General features: G+C 73.4%; 11 protein-coding genes and 1 pseudogene. 7 read left to right on the top strand and 5 right to left on the bottom strand.

Features of this window, described 5'->3' with window-relative positions:
• Together ACIOJE_RS30300 and ACIOJE_RS30295 are read left to right on the top strand one after the other, a co-directional pair.
• Window positions 1-1404, top strand: a complete 1404-nt coding sequence (locus tag ACIOJE_RS30300) for an aldehyde dehydrogenase family protein (protein WP_400780514.1) — start codon at window positions 1-3, stop codon at window positions 1402-1404.
• 2 nt (window positions 1405-1406) lie between these two features.
• Window positions 1407-2510, top strand: a complete 1104-nt coding sequence (locus ACIOJE_RS30295) for an NAD(P)-dependent alcohol dehydrogenase (protein ID WP_400780592.1) — start codon at window positions 1407-1409, stop codon at window positions 2508-2510.
• A gap of 42 nt (window positions 2511-2552) precedes the next feature.
• Here the strand turns inward: ACIOJE_RS30295 and ACIOJE_RS30290 are convergent, their stop codons facing one another.
• Window positions 2553-3530: a class I SAM-dependent methyltransferase gene (locus tag ACIOJE_RS30290; RefSeq protein WP_400780512.1), complete on the bottom strand. Its 978-nt coding sequence runs from the start codon at window positions 3528-3530 to the stop codon at window positions 2553-2555.
• 385 nt (window positions 3531-3915) lie between these two features.
• Between ACIOJE_RS30290 and ACIOJE_RS30285 the strand changes: the two are divergent.
• Window positions 3916-4044: pseudogene (locus ACIOJE_RS30285) on the top strand (helix-turn-helix domain-containing protein); the annotation flags it as partial.
• A 42-nt stretch (window positions 4045-4086) separates the two neighbouring features.
• Here the strand turns inward: ACIOJE_RS30285 and ACIOJE_RS30280 are convergent.
• Window positions 4087-5292 carry an MFS transporter gene (locus ACIOJE_RS30280; RefSeq protein WP_400780510.1) on the bottom strand — a complete coding sequence of 402 codons (1206 nt, stop codon included), beginning with the start codon at window positions 5290-5292 and terminating at the stop codon, window positions 4087-4089.
• A gap of 320 nt (window positions 5293-5612) precedes the next feature.
• Window positions 5613-6512: an MBL fold metallo-hydrolase gene (locus ACIOJE_RS30275; protein ID WP_400780507.1), complete on the bottom strand. Its 900-nt coding sequence runs from the start codon at window positions 6510-6512 to the stop codon at window positions 5613-5615.
• 243 nt (window positions 6513-6755) lie between these two features.
• On the opposite strand from ACIOJE_RS30275, the gene ACIOJE_RS30270 reads away from it, so the two are divergent.
• The 4 genes from ACIOJE_RS30270 (at window position 6756) to ACIOJE_RS30255 (ending at window position 10728) form a co-directional block, all read left to right on the top strand.
• Window positions 6756-6965, top strand: a complete 210-nt coding sequence (locus ACIOJE_RS30270; protein WP_280683263.1) for a hypothetical protein — start codon at window positions 6756-6758, stop codon at window positions 6963-6965.
• Window positions 6952-8349: an amidase gene (locus ACIOJE_RS30265; protein WP_400780504.1), complete on the top strand. Its 1398-nt coding sequence runs from the start codon at window positions 6952-6954 to the stop codon at window positions 8347-8349. Before ACIOJE_RS30270 ends, ACIOJE_RS30265 begins: the two co-directional genes overlap by 14 nt.
• Before the next feature lie 29 nt (window positions 8350-8378).
• A complete protein-coding gene (locus tag ACIOJE_RS30260; protein WP_400780502.1) occupies window positions 8379-8954 on the top strand; it encodes a TetR/AcrR family transcriptional regulator in 576 nt (191 codons plus the stop codon).
• A gap of 103 nt (window positions 8955-9057) precedes the next feature.
• On the top strand, window positions 9058-10728 hold the full coding sequence (locus tag ACIOJE_RS30255) for a purple acid phosphatase family protein (RefSeq protein ID WP_400780500.1): 1671 nt from the start codon (window positions 9058-9060) through the stop codon (window positions 10726-10728).
• Between the two features lie 318 nt (window positions 10729-11046).
• Here the strand turns inward: ACIOJE_RS30255 and ACIOJE_RS30250 are convergent, their stop codons facing one another.
• Both ACIOJE_RS30250 and ACIOJE_RS30245 read right to left on the bottom strand, forming a co-directional pair.
• Entirely contained in the window at window positions 11047-11829 is a 783-nt protein-coding gene (locus ACIOJE_RS30250; protein ID WP_280683256.1) for a DUF4328 domain-containing protein, read from the bottom strand.
• A gap of 513 nt (window positions 11830-12342) precedes the next feature.
• Window positions 12343-12489, bottom strand: a complete 147-nt coding sequence (locus ACIOJE_RS30245; RefSeq protein WP_280683254.1) for a hypothetical protein — start codon at window positions 12487-12489, stop codon at window positions 12343-12345.
• Window positions 12490-12508: the final 19 nt, after the last annotated feature.

Here is a 12508-nt window from a genome sequence, read left to right as displayed (position 1 = left end):
ATGCCGACACGTCAGCCCCGCCGCGCACCGCTGGCCGGCGCGGGTCGCCTCGCCGTCCTCGATCCGGCCACGGGTGAGGCCTTCGACGAGGCTCCCGACCAGTCGCCGGACGAGTTGGACGCCGTCGTCGACCGGGCCCGCGAGGCCTGGCGCGGCTGGCGGGCCGACCCCGTCGCCCGCACCACCGCCCTGCTCGCGGCGGCCGACGCCGTGGACGCGGCCGGGGCCGACCTCGCTCCGCTGCTCACCCGGGAACAGGGCAAACCCCTGGCCGAGTCGTCCGCGGAGGTCGCCCGGACGGTGGCCCGCCTGCGCTACTTCGCCGCACTGGACCCCGGGCCCCGGCCGATCACGGACGGTCGGCCGGTGCGCAGCGAGGTCCGCTGGCGGCCGCTCGGGCCCGTCGCCGCGATCGTCCCGTGGAACTTCCCCCTCCAGCTCGCGGCGGCGAAGTTCGCACCGGCGCTCGCCGCGGGCAACACGATGGTGCTCAAGCCCTCCCCGTTCACGCCCCTCGCCACCCGGCTGCTGGGGTCCGTCCTCTCCGCCGCCCTCCCCGAGGGCGTCCTGACGATCGTCACCGGTCGCGAACCCCTCGGTGCCCGCCTCGTGTCCCATCCGGGGATCCGGCATGTGACCTTCACCGGTTCGATCCCCACCGGACGGGCCGTCGCGCAGGGCGCGGCGGCCTCGCTCGCCCGGGTCACCCTGGAGCTGGGCGGCAACGACGCCGCCATCCTGCTGGAGGACGTGGAGGTGGACCGGATCGCGGACCGGCTGTTCTGGGCGGCGTTCCGCAACTGCGGGCAGGTCTGCATGGCGGTCAAGCGCGTCTACGCCCCGGCCCGGCTCTACTCCCAGGTGGTGGAGGCCCTCGCCCAGCGCGCGAGGTCCGCCGTCGTCGGAGCCGGGCTCGATCCCGGCACCCAGCTGGGGCCGGTCAACAACGGCCCCCAACTGGCCCGGGTCGAGCGGTACACGGCCCGGGCCCTGGCGGACGGCGCCCGGGCCGCGGCCGGCGGCCACCGGCTGGACCGGCCGGGCTACTTCTTCGCCCCGACGGTCCTGGCCGACGTCCCGCCCGACAGCCCGGTGGTGACGGAGGAACAGTTCGGACCGGTCCTGCCGGTGCTGCCCTACGAGGACCTGGACGACGCCGTCGAGGCGGCCAACGACACCGGCTTCGGGCTGGGCGGCTCGGTCTGGGGCAGCGACCTCGACCGGGCCGAGGCGGTGGCCGACCGGCTGGAGTGCGGGACGGCGTGGATCAACCACCACGCCGAACTGTCCCTCGCCCAGCCCTTCGCGGGCACCAAGGAGAGCGGTGTCGGCGTCGCGGGCGGGCCGTGGGGGCTCTACGGGAACCTCAGTCCGTTCGTCGTGCACCGCCCGGAGGAGGCGTGACCGTGAAATTCGCCGCGGCGGTGCTGCGTTCGTACGAGAGCCGGTTCGCCGTCGAGGAGGTGTGCCTGGACGCGGGACCGGCCGACGGCGAGGTCCTGGTCAGGATCGCGGGCTGCGGGATGTGCCGGACGGATCTCGCGGTCCGGCGCTCGGCGGGCCGCTCGCCGCTGCCGGCGGTGCTCGGTCACGAGGGGGCCGGGGTCGTGGTGGAGGCGGGCGGCCCGGACACCGGCCTGAGCATCGGCGACCACGTCGTGCTGAGCTTCGACTCCTGTGGGCGCTGCCGGAACTGTCTGGGCGCGGCCCCCGCCTACTGCGACTCCTTCGCCCCGCTCAACCTCTTCGGAGGCCGCGAGGAGAACGCCGCGAGGTTCACCGACGCGGCCGGGGGCGCGCTGGCCCCCCGGTGGTTCGGACAGTCCTCGTTCGCCGAGTACGCGGTGGTCGCCGCCCGCAACGCCGTCCGGGTCGACCCCGACCTGCCCGTCGAGCTGCTCGGACCGCTCGGCTGCGGCTTCCTCACCGGCGCCGGGGCCGTCCTGAACTCCTTCGGCGTCGGCCCCGGCGACACCGTCGCGGTCTTCGGCGCGGGGGCGGTGGGCCTGGCCGCGGTGCTGGCGGCCACCGCCGCCGGGGCGGTGACCGTGGCCGTCGACCGGCAGCCCGAACGCCTGGCCCTCGCCGAGCGGTTCGGCGCGATCCCGCTGCACGCCGCTTCGGCGGACCTGCCAAGCCGCATCCGGCGGCCGACCGGCGGCGGCGCGCAGTACGCGCTGGACACCACGGGCTCCGCCCGGCTGATCAACGACGCACTCCGGGCGCTGCGCCCGACCGGCCACCTCGGACTGGTCGCGCGGCTCCACACCGCGCTGGCGCTCGAACCGGGGACGCTGGACCGGGGCCGGCGGATCTCCCACATCTGTGAGGGGGACGCGGTGCCGGGGCTGCTGATTCCGCGGCTCACCGGGCTGTGGCGGGCCGGGCGGTTCCCCTTCGACCAGCTGATCCGCACGTACCCGCTCGCCGACATCAACGAGGCGGAACGGGACTGCGAGGCGGGCCGGGTGGTCAAGCCCGTCCTGGTTCCGGAGGGGCCGGGGCGGTGAACGGAGGATCCGCCCCCGCCGCCGGGCCGTCCGACAACGGCGTTACGGGATCGGCTTGTCGAGAGGCCCGTCGAGAAGCTTGTCCACGGGCTTGTCGAGGGGCTTGTCGAGGGGCTTGTCGAGGGGCTTGTTCGCGAACACCCACCGGTTGCCCGCCAGCGCGTCGTTCGGCTCGGGCAGCGGGCCCCGTCCGTGCCGGTGGGTGAACTCGAAGGGGGTGTGCACCGAGGTGGACCAGCCCCTGTCCGCGAGGTCGCCCGCGGAGTCGGGGCGCGGCTCCCGGTCGAACAGGTTGAGCAGGTCGATGCCGATCTGGTGCTTCGTCGAGGTGTAGAGCGGGCTGTCGCGGTACTCCAGCAGGTCCTTGTCGAGCTTGACCTCGAAGGCCAGGGCGCTTCCCGCCGGGCTCAGCCGGTCCACCGCGTCGATGAGGGACGTCTCGACGGCGTTGGGCAGGTAGAACATCAGGCCCTCGGCCAGCCAGACGCTCGGTGCGGCGGTGTCGAAGCCGGCGGCGGTCAGCGCTTCGATCCAGTCGGCGCGCAGATCGGTCGGGACCGGTACCCGCGCCGCCGTCGGGGCGGCCGACAGCCCGCCGAGCACCCCGTGCTTGAACGCCAGCACGCCCGCCCGGTCGATCTCGAACACCACGCAGCCGGGCGGCCAGTCGAGTCGGAACGCCCGGGTGTCCAACCCCGCACCGAGCAGGACCACTTGGCGGGCTCCGGCGTGCGCCGACCGGAGGAGGAAGTCGTCGAGGACCCTCGTCCGCAGACCGAAGTAGCGCGCGAACCGCCCCCACAGCGGGTCCGCGTCCCCGTCCGCCACCTCCTGGATGCGGACCGGCCAGGCCGCGGACGCCGGAGCGGCGAGCACGAAGTGCTCCGCGTAGACGTCCTGCGCCAGGCTGTCGTGGCGGTGGGTCTCGATCGCCCGGGCCGCGGCGACCAGGAGGGCCGTCAGGCCGACTCCTCCCTCCACGCCTTCCACACCGGTGCTCGGATGTGCTGTGCCGACCATGTGTCCTCCCTTGGGGCGAGTCGAGACCACGAACAGCGATGCGGATTGGTGCCCGGTCGTCACCTCGACCGGCGGTCGGGCGCCGAGGCGGCGCGGCGTCGAAGCGCCGAACCGTCGAGGGCGTCCAGGTCCCTGCGGTCGTGGCCGATGGGGTTGGTCCACGCCGTGGGGGTCGGCCGTTCAAGGCGAGCCCGTCGCCGTCCGGGCCGCCTCCCGAGACCCCCTCACTATCCAGCCGACGATCGGCCCCCACCGGCAAAGGCCAGCGGCGTTCACCTGAAAGGGTGAACACCGTGGGCGCCGCAGGTCAGGCGTCCAGGTGGGTGGGGGCGAACATCCGCAGCACGGCGGGCAGGACCAGCACGTCGGGGTCCGGTGCGGCCCTCGTACCGCCGCGGCGCTCCCGCTCCACCGCAACACCGTGCGCCAACGCATCGCCCGGGTCGGCGAGTTGCCGGAGCTCGACCTCCGCGACGCGGACGTCCGGATGGAGCTCTGGTTCGCGCTGCGCTGGCTTCCGCCCGACACGGACCGACCGCCGGCCGGCCGGCGGCACTCACATGAGGGGCGCGCTGCGGGGGCCCCGGAGCGGAGCCCTGAGGCGGTGGGCCAGGGCGCTGGCGGCCACGCAGAGGCCCAGACCGGCCCACAGCTGCGGGGGGTTGTGCAGGCCCAGGCCGATGACGGCGGGCCCGACGGCGTAGGACACGGTCCAGGTCACCTGGAACAGGGACATGTACGGTCCTTCGTCGCCGGTGGGGGCCATCGTCACCGCCTCCGCGGCGGCGGTCGGTTTCGACGCGAGTTCCGCCAGGGCCAGGACCGCCGCCACCAGGACGGCGAGTGGCCCTTGCAGGACGTGCGGGGCCTCGGAGATCGTCGCGGTCAGGGCGATGGCCCCGGCCACCACGCCGATCGAGAGGCGCAGGACCCGCGACCGGGTCCAGCCGCGCAGACGGCGGCTGATCGGCATCTGCAGGCAGGCGATGGTGGCGTAGCGGACGGCGACCACGGCGGTCGGCCAGTAGGCGGGCTGGTCGAGGGACTGGACGAGGTAGACGGGGAAGGCCGCCGTCGGAATCAGCCAGGCCGCCGACAGGAGCGTCTGCGACACGACCAGCGACAGGAAGAGCCGGTCGCCGATCGCGCCTCGGATGCTGGACCTCGCCGCCTTCGCGTCCTGCGGTCCGGGTGCCGGTGCCGTGACCCCGAGGAGGAGGACGGCGGAGAGCAGGGAGCTCGCACTGTTCAGCGCCAGCGCGATCTCCAGGCCGCGCCCGCCGGCCAGGGCCATCAGCGCGGTCGCCCCCAGGGTGCCGGCGCCGAGGCAGGTCGTCCTGAGGGCGCTGATCGAGGAGAACCACCGGGTGAGCTCCCCCGGTTCCGCGAGCCGCGCGAGCAGCGTCGGCCAGGCGGCTCCGTAGAGGCGGTCGGCGGCCATGACGACGAAGGCGGCGGCCGCCACGACGAACAGGTCTCCGGCCGCGAAGTACAGGGCGTATCCGCACGCGGTGAACACGTTGCTGATGAGGAGGCAGGATTTCGGCCCGCCGGCCTGGACGATCCTGCCGCAGACCGGCACGACGGCGAAGGAGGCGATCGATCCCGCCGTCACGGCGGTACCTGCGGCCGCCGCCGAGAAGTGCTGGACGGTGACGAAGAACAGCAGCGACAGGGGCATGAAGACACCGGCGCCGACCGTGTCGATCCCGACGGCGAGGAAGAGCCTCCGCTGCCGGCGCAACTGCTCGGCGCCTATCACTCCACCCCCCACCTCGGACCGGATCCGCTGCGCAGACGTCGACGCCGCGGCTGCGCCGGTCGCACAACAGGCGTGCGCCGGCGCGCTTTTGGGGCGCACCTGTCATGACCACTTATAGGTCTAGACCACGACTGCCGCAAGCGGTTCGAGGGCGGAGCGATATTTTGTGACGCCGGTCACGTGGTTCGACGGTGGCTTTTGGGCGAGTGCGCCAGGATTCACGGGCGCCTGGCGGCATTCGGGGGCTGGCGGCCGGTTTCGGCGCAGTCGCGGCGGACGCCGCCCTCCCGGGCTCCTCGAAGGGCTCGGCCGCGCGGCGGTCAGACCGCGGGCACGGGCAGGAGCCGGTAGGCACCCCCGTGCGTGATCACGCGGCCGGCGGTGGGAGGCGCGAAGTGGGTGCCGAGGACGAGGGCGTCCGTGTCGGCGACGGAGGCGAGCAGCGCGCGACGGGAGGCCTCGGACCGCCTCGGGTCGATGTCGACGCAGGCGCCGATCGCAGGGTGGGCGAGCTGGACCGGGTGGTGGATGCAGTCTCCGGTGATCAGCGCCGCCGCACCCCGGCTGGTCAGTTCGACGGCGACGTGGCCGGGGGTGTGGCCGGGCGTGGGGATCAGGCGCAGACCAGGGGCTATCGCGACGCCCCCGGCCGGGACGTCGACGGCGTCCAGCAGTCCCGCCCGCTCGACCGGGATCACGGAGTCACGGAACATCTGCGCACGCGCCTCGTCCATGGCGTACCCGGCCCAGAACTCCCGCTCGGCACGGGTGGTGAGGTAGCGGGCGTTGCGGAAGGTGGGGATCCACTCGCCGTTCACCTCCCGCGTGTTCCAGCCGACGTGGTCGGCGTGCAGGTGGGTGAGGATCACCAGGTCGACGGAGTCCGGCGGGAAGCCGCCGGCGGCGAGGCGCTCCAGGTAGTCGGTCCTCAGGTCGCGCCAGGCCGGGTTGGCCCGCTCCTTGCCGTTGCCGATGCCGGTGTCGACCAGGACCCGCAGGCCGTCCACGACGAACGCGAAGCTGTGGCTGGCGAGGCGCAGGGCGCCCTCGTGGTCGGTGAAGTGGGGGCGCAGCCAGTCCTGGCCGGCCACCACCTCGGGGGTGGCGTCGGGCAGCAGCCACTGTCCGGTCGCGGGCGGCAGGAGGACCTCGTCGACCCGGTGGACGGCGACGTCGCCCACGGCCCAGAAGGGGATGGGGGCGGCGGGGGAAGTCTGCATGATCCGTCGTTCCTTTGCTCTCGGCGGCCGCTCTCAGCGGCGAGGCGGTTGTCTGCGGGGCGCGGGCGGGTCGACACATCCCGCTGGACGCGCGAGCCCCGCTCCACAAACGCAAGGGATTTGCTTTAAGCCACGATAGAACCTACAGTCCACCTAAAGCAAACCATTAGCTTTTGGAGCGAGGGCCATCTCGCTCCAGCCCCGACCAGGCCCCTACCAGGCCCCGACCAGGAGAGATCGCCCATGCCCTCCGCTGACCTCACACCGCCCGAGGCCGCCCGCTGGGCCGCCCGCGCCGGACTTCCACTGCCCGCCGACCGCCACACCGCGGTCGCGGCCACCGCCAACCACCTCCACTCCGTCGTCGCCCTCCTGCGGGAGCTCGACTTCGGGGACACCCCACCCGCCGGCGCCTACCGCGCCGGAGAGGAGCAGCACGATGCGACCGTATGAGCTCTCCCTCGCCGCCGCCGCGGAGGCGATCCGGGCCCGGCGGCTCTCCCCCGTCGAGCTGGTGGACTCGGTCCTCGACCGCATCGAGCAGGTCGAACCGCAGCTCGGCGCCTACGTCACGGTCACCGCGGAGCAGGCCCGACGGGCTGCGCGCGAGGCCGAGCGCGAAGCAGCGCAGGGCCGGGACCGGGGGCCGCTGCACGGCGTCCCGGCCGGACTCAAGGACCTGATCGACGTCGCCGGGCTCCCCACCACGGCCAGCTCCCGGGTCCGCGCCGACCACCGCGCTCGGGCCGACAGCACGGTCGCCGCGCGCCTAACGGCGGCCGGCGCGGTCCTGGTCGGCAAGACGCACACCCACGAGTTCGCCTACGGCCTGACCACCCCGCAGACCGGCAACGCCTGGGACCGCGGCCGGGTCGCCGGCGGCTCCAGCGGCGGATCCGCCGTCGCCGTCGCCTCGGGCACGGCGACCTTCGCCCTGGGCACCGACACCGGAGGGTCGATCCGCGTACCCGCCGCGCTCAACGGGGTCGTCGGCCTCAAGCCGACCTACGGCCTGGTCCCCCGCCACGGCGTCACGTCCCTGTCCTGGTCGCTGGACCACGTCGGCCCGATCACCCGTACCGTCGAGGACGCGGCCATCGTCCTGAACGCCCTCGCCGGGCACGACCCGCGCGACCCCGCCTCGCTGGCCACCCCCGCCGTCGACCACCGGCCGGGCGCGGACACGGATCTGACGGGGCTGCGCGTCGGCGTGCCGCGCACCTACTACTTCGACCACGTCGACGCCCAGGTGGAGGCCGCCGTCCGGCGCGCCATCGGGCAGTTGGAGGCGCTCGGCGCACGGCTCGTCGAGGTCGACATCCCGATGACCCGCTACATCCAGGCCACCCTGTGGGGCCTGGTGGCGCCGGAGGCCAGCGCCTACCACGAGGCCGGCCTGCGGACGGTCCCCGACCTGTACCAGGCGGATGTGCGCGTCCTCCTGGAGGCCGGCGAGCTGATGACCGCCGGCGACTACCTGCGCGCCCAGCGCTCCCGGACGCTGATGCGGAGCGAGTGGGGCCGCATGCTCGCGGAGGTCGACGTGATCGCCGCCCCGACCGTCCCGATCACCGCGGTGCGGGCCGGCGAGGAGACGGTCAGCTGGCCCGACGGCACGGCCGAGAGCGTCTCCGACGCCCTCGTACGCCTTTCCGCCCCGGCCAACATCACCGGGGTGCCCGCCCTGTCCGTCCCGGTCGGCCACGACACGGCGGGCCTGCCGATCGGCATGCAACTGCTCGGCCGCCCGCTCGGGGAGCGCACACTGCTACGGGTCGGCCACGCCTACGAGCAGACCCAGCCCGCCCGGGCACTCGCACCGGCCGCCGCCCACTAAACGCAAGAAATATGTTTTAAGATGCTTTCATGAGCCGCAAACCGATGGTGCGCCCCGGCGGCCGCAGCGCCCGGGTCCAGGCGGCGGTGCACACCGCCGTCCGCGAACTCCTGGCAGAGGTGGGCCGCGACGCACTGACGGTGCCGCTCGTCGCCCACCGCGCAGGAGTCACCCCCTCGACCGTCTACCGCCGCTGGGGCGACCTGCAGGAGCTGCTGTCGGACGTCGCGGTGGAGCGCCTGCGACCCGACACGGCGCCGGAGGACCACGGCGACCTGAGGTCCGACCTGACGGCCTGGGCCGAACAGTTCCTCGACGAGATGGCGTCCCCCTCGGGCCGCGCCTACATCCGCGACGCCCTGCTCGGCGACCCGGACGGCGGCAACGCCGGCCAGTGCTCGGCCTACGCGGCCGAACAGATCGACGCCATCCTCACCCGCGCGATCGACCGCCAGGAGAACACCCCCGCCGTCGAGACGGTCATGGACGGCGTCGTCGCCCCCTTGATGTACCGCATCCTCTTCCGCCCGGCAGGCCTCGCCCCCGCCTACGCGCGCCGCCTCGTCGCCGAGCTCCTCGACCCCCGCGCGGGCCGCACGGCGTGACCCGCGGTACCGGGTGATCGCTCGCCAACCGGCCTGCGGTGCAACCGAATTCGGCTCCGTTCGCCCCCTTGCCAAGGTTAGTGACGTTTCCTAACTTTGCCTCATGTCCGAGACCTCACGGCACAGCCGGTCCACCGACAACGCGCCGTCCCTCGAATCCGCCGCAACCGACCGGGCCGGCCACACCACCCGGCCCCGCCCGGCCGAGCAGCACGGGAGCCCCGCCGCCCGCCACTCCCGGCGCGACCTCCTCCGGGTGGGCGCGGCGGGCGGAGCCGCCCTCGCCGCCGCCGGCATCCTGCTGCCCGGCACCGCGCACGCTTCCGCACGCCCCACCGTCCTCGGCACGCCGCCCCTGCCCGCGCCCAGGATCGAGAGGGCCGCCGGGTCCGCGCTGCGCCCCTTCGGCCGGCACCTGGCCTTCGGGGCCGATCCGTCCCAACAGGTGGTCGTCTCCTGGCAGGTACCGGGTGCGGTGACCGCGCCCTTCGTCCGGATCGGCCTCCAGCCCGGCGACTTCGGCTCCCCCGTCGCCGCCGAAGTCCGCACGCTGGTCAGCAAGCTCTCCTGGCAGCACCCGGTCGAGGACCAATCCCTGGTCAAGCCGACGACCGTCACCCAGTACTACCTGCACGCACAGCTGGACCGCCTGATCCCGGACACCACGTACTACTACGTCGTGGGCCATCAGGGCTACGACCCCGCAGGGCAGCGCGCGCAGCCCGGCGACGTGGCGAGCTTCCGCACCGCGCCCGCCCCGGGACGCGGCACCGGGTTCACCTTCACGGCCTTCGGCGACCAGGGCATCGGGTCCGACGCGGCCGCCACCGGCCGGCTGGTCGCCGGCCTCGGCCCCGCCTTCCACCTCCACATGGGCGACCTGTCGTACGCCAACAGCGGCGGCAGCGGCCAGACCGGCGACACATACGACGCCCGCCTGTGGGACGCCTTCTTCGTGCAGAACGATCCCGTCGCCGCCCACACCCCCTGGATGATGGCGGTCGGCAACCACGAGATGGAGCCGTGGTACGCGTCCGACGGCTACGGGGGCGTCCGCGCGCGGTTCACGATGCCCGACAACGCCTGGGGCCAGTCCACCGGCATCTACTCCTGGCGGTACCAGAACGTCGGCCTGATCAGCCTCGACGGCAACGACATCTGCTACAACACCCCGACCAACCTGAACCACACCAAGGGCAAGCAGAAGACGTGGCTGGAGAGCCGGCTCGCCGCGTTCCGCGCCGACAGGACCATCGACTTCGTCGTCGTCTACCTCCACCAGTGCACGTACTCCACCTGCCACGACAACGGGGCCGAACTCGGTGCGCAGCAGGACTGGGCCCCGCTGTTCGACAAGTACCAGGTGGATCTGGTGCTCAGCGGCCACAACCACATCTACGAGCGCACCGACCCCATCCGCGCCGGCAAGGCCACCCGTAAGGTCGGCTCCGGCGGCACCGTCGACCCCGCGAAGGACGGCACCACCTACGTCGTCGCGGGAGGCGGCGGTGACGCGCTCTACACCTTCCCTGCCGCCGACACCTACCTCGGGCACGAGACCCCGAACGACTCGCCCGTCCCCATGGTGATCTCCGATCCGAGCGGCCACGACCACACCGTCAAGGTCACCTGGTCCAGGGTGCGTTACACCGGCTACTGCCTGGTGGCGGTCGACGCGGCGCCCGCCACCCCGGGCAAGCCGGCCCGGCTGACGGTGCGCTCACTCACCGAGAACGGCACAGCCGTCGACCTGTTCACCGTGCAGCGCAGCTGAGGCGGCGCACCCACTGCCGTCAACCGCGCCGGAGGCGGAAGCGGAGGGCGTGCCGGCCTTGCCGTCCAGGGGCGGGGCCGGGGAGGGCGTCGCCGACGGCTCCGGGGTGCTCGCGGGGCCGGTGGCTGCGGCGGTACCTCCGGGTGTCCGCTGGTCCATGGCCTTGACGGTGAGGGCCCCGGCCCCCAGCACGGCCACCGTCGCGATGGAGGCCACCAGCATGCCACGACGGCCCTGGCGTCGCGTGGGCTGGTCCGGCACGTCGGCGGTGGTCGGCTCACCGTCGCCGCCACCGGTCCCGCCGCGTCCGGTCGCCGCTCATGCGTCGGTGCGGGCCCGGCTCCGCTCGGCCGCCAGCTGGGCGGCCCTGGCGGCGATCGGATTGACGTGGGCCCGGCGCGCCTGCTGCATGGCCGTCAGCCGGTGCACCACCACGATCGCGGCCACGGCCGCCACCAGCCTCAGCGCCGCCCCGGCCGTCTCCACCCGAACCGCGCTGCGCAGTTCCTCCAGGCTGCCGTCCACCGCTATGTGCACGGACTTCAGGACGGAGTAGGCGTACCAGCCGACCAGAAGCGAGCCGATCCAGGTGGACCACCACAGGACCAGAACCCGCTGCGACAGCGTAGGCCGTCGTCCGTCGGCGTCGAGTGGGGCGCTCGCCTGCCAGCAGTCCACCATCAACTGCCAGGGGAACCACAGCAGGACGATCGGGGTGAACCAGGAGCCGATGGTCCAGCCGCGCCCGAGGCGGTGCCCGTTCGGCACCAGCAGATCGGCGTTCTGGCGGACACGGTGGAACCAGCGGATGAACACCACGGCGGTGGCCAGCATCACCACGATCGAGAATGTGTTCACCCCGGTCGCCAGAGTGCCCAGCGAGGCGACCTCGTCGGCGCCGACGTCGCCCGACCCGTCCAGCAGCCGACCGAGGATCGTGTCGCTCCAGAGGTCGATCACGACCACCCATGCCGACACTGCGGCGCTCAGCCCCAGCAGGACGAAGACCGCCACCGCGAGGCCGTTCGCCGAGCGGTATGCCGCCAGCCAGCCCGGAGTCGCCTCGGTGCAGCCGAAGCAGCGCCCGCTCTCGGTCCCCACGGGACGCGCCCCGCACACCACACACACCATCAGACCGTCAACTCCTGGATTTGCCGCGCGCCCGGACATCCGCGCTGGCCACGCCGAAGCCCCGACCGGGGCAGGCTCGCCGACCTTAGGGGGTCCGCGACCTCTTCCGCCAGCAGGAATTCACAGCTCGGCGACGGTATCCGCACATAGCCGACAGATCGTACGGGCGTCGGGCCGCCCGGGGTGAAACGCCTCCGGCGCGGCACTGCCGGCGAGCACGGGCCGGCCGATGGAACACGACGTGCCGACGGACGGAGTCCTGACCCCGCCCCGTTTCGGCTCCGCCCGGGCGCCTTCGTACGCTGGGAGGACATCAGGGGGCGCCCGGTCTGCTGGACACCGGCCGAAACCAGCCGAAACCGCGCGGTCCTCACCACGCGCCGCCGGCATCCAGCATCCTGGACCCGCCCCTTCCCGGCCTTGGCCGGGATCGCGCTTGGGAGGAATCGCCGTGGGGAAGAAGATCCCGGTCCGGACCGGATGTCAGAACTGCTCGCGATGCACCGGCTCGATCGGCGGCAACGCGGCCCGCAAGGCGGCGCGGGGTACCGGGGTGACGGTGGGAGCGCTCGTCACCGTCGGGGTGAGCCTGCTGTTCATCCGGAAGTGCCGCGCGTGCGACCACCCCATGGGTAGCCACCACCACCGC

This window comes from Kitasatospora sp. NPDC087861 (assembly GCF_044742585.1).
GTDB lineage: Bacteria > Actinomycetota > Actinomycetes > Streptomycetales > Streptomycetaceae > Kitasatospora.
Note: the sequence above shows the minus strand (reverse complement) of the source record. Positions and strands in the feature narration are given on the sequence as shown.

Excerpts from the sequence above, each read along its gene's own strand:
- ACIOJE_RS30300 (WP_400780514.1), top strand. The coding sequence starts at position 1 with ATGCCGACACGTCAGCCCCGCCGCGCACCGCTGGCCGGCGCGGGTCGC.
- ACIOJE_RS30290 (WP_400780512.1), bottom strand. The coding sequence starts at position 3,530 with ATGGTCGGCACAGCACATCCGAGCACCGGTGTGGAAGGCGTGGAGGGA.
- ACIOJE_RS30275 (WP_400780507.1), bottom strand. The coding sequence starts at position 6,512 with ATGCAGACTTCCCCCGCCGCCCCCATCCCCTTCTGGGCCGTGGGCGAC.
- ACIOJE_RS30270 (WP_280683263.1), top strand. The coding sequence starts at position 6,756 with ATGCCCTCCGCTGACCTCACACCGCCCGAGGCCGCCCGCTGGGCCGCC.
- ACIOJE_RS30265 (WP_400780504.1), top strand. The coding sequence starts at position 6,952 with ATGCGACCGTATGAGCTCTCCCTCGCCGCCGCCGCGGAGGCGATCCGG.
- ACIOJE_RS30260 (WP_400780502.1), top strand. The coding sequence starts at position 8,379 with ATGAGCCGCAAACCGATGGTGCGCCCCGGCGGCCGCAGCGCCCGGGTC.
- ACIOJE_RS30255 (WP_400780500.1), top strand. The coding sequence starts at position 9,058 with ATGTCCGAGACCTCACGGCACAGCCGGTCCACCGACAACGCGCCGTCC.
- ACIOJE_RS30245 (WP_280683254.1), bottom strand. The coding sequence starts at position 12,489 with ATGGGGTGGTCGCACGCGCGGCACTTCCGGATGAACAGCAGGCTCACC.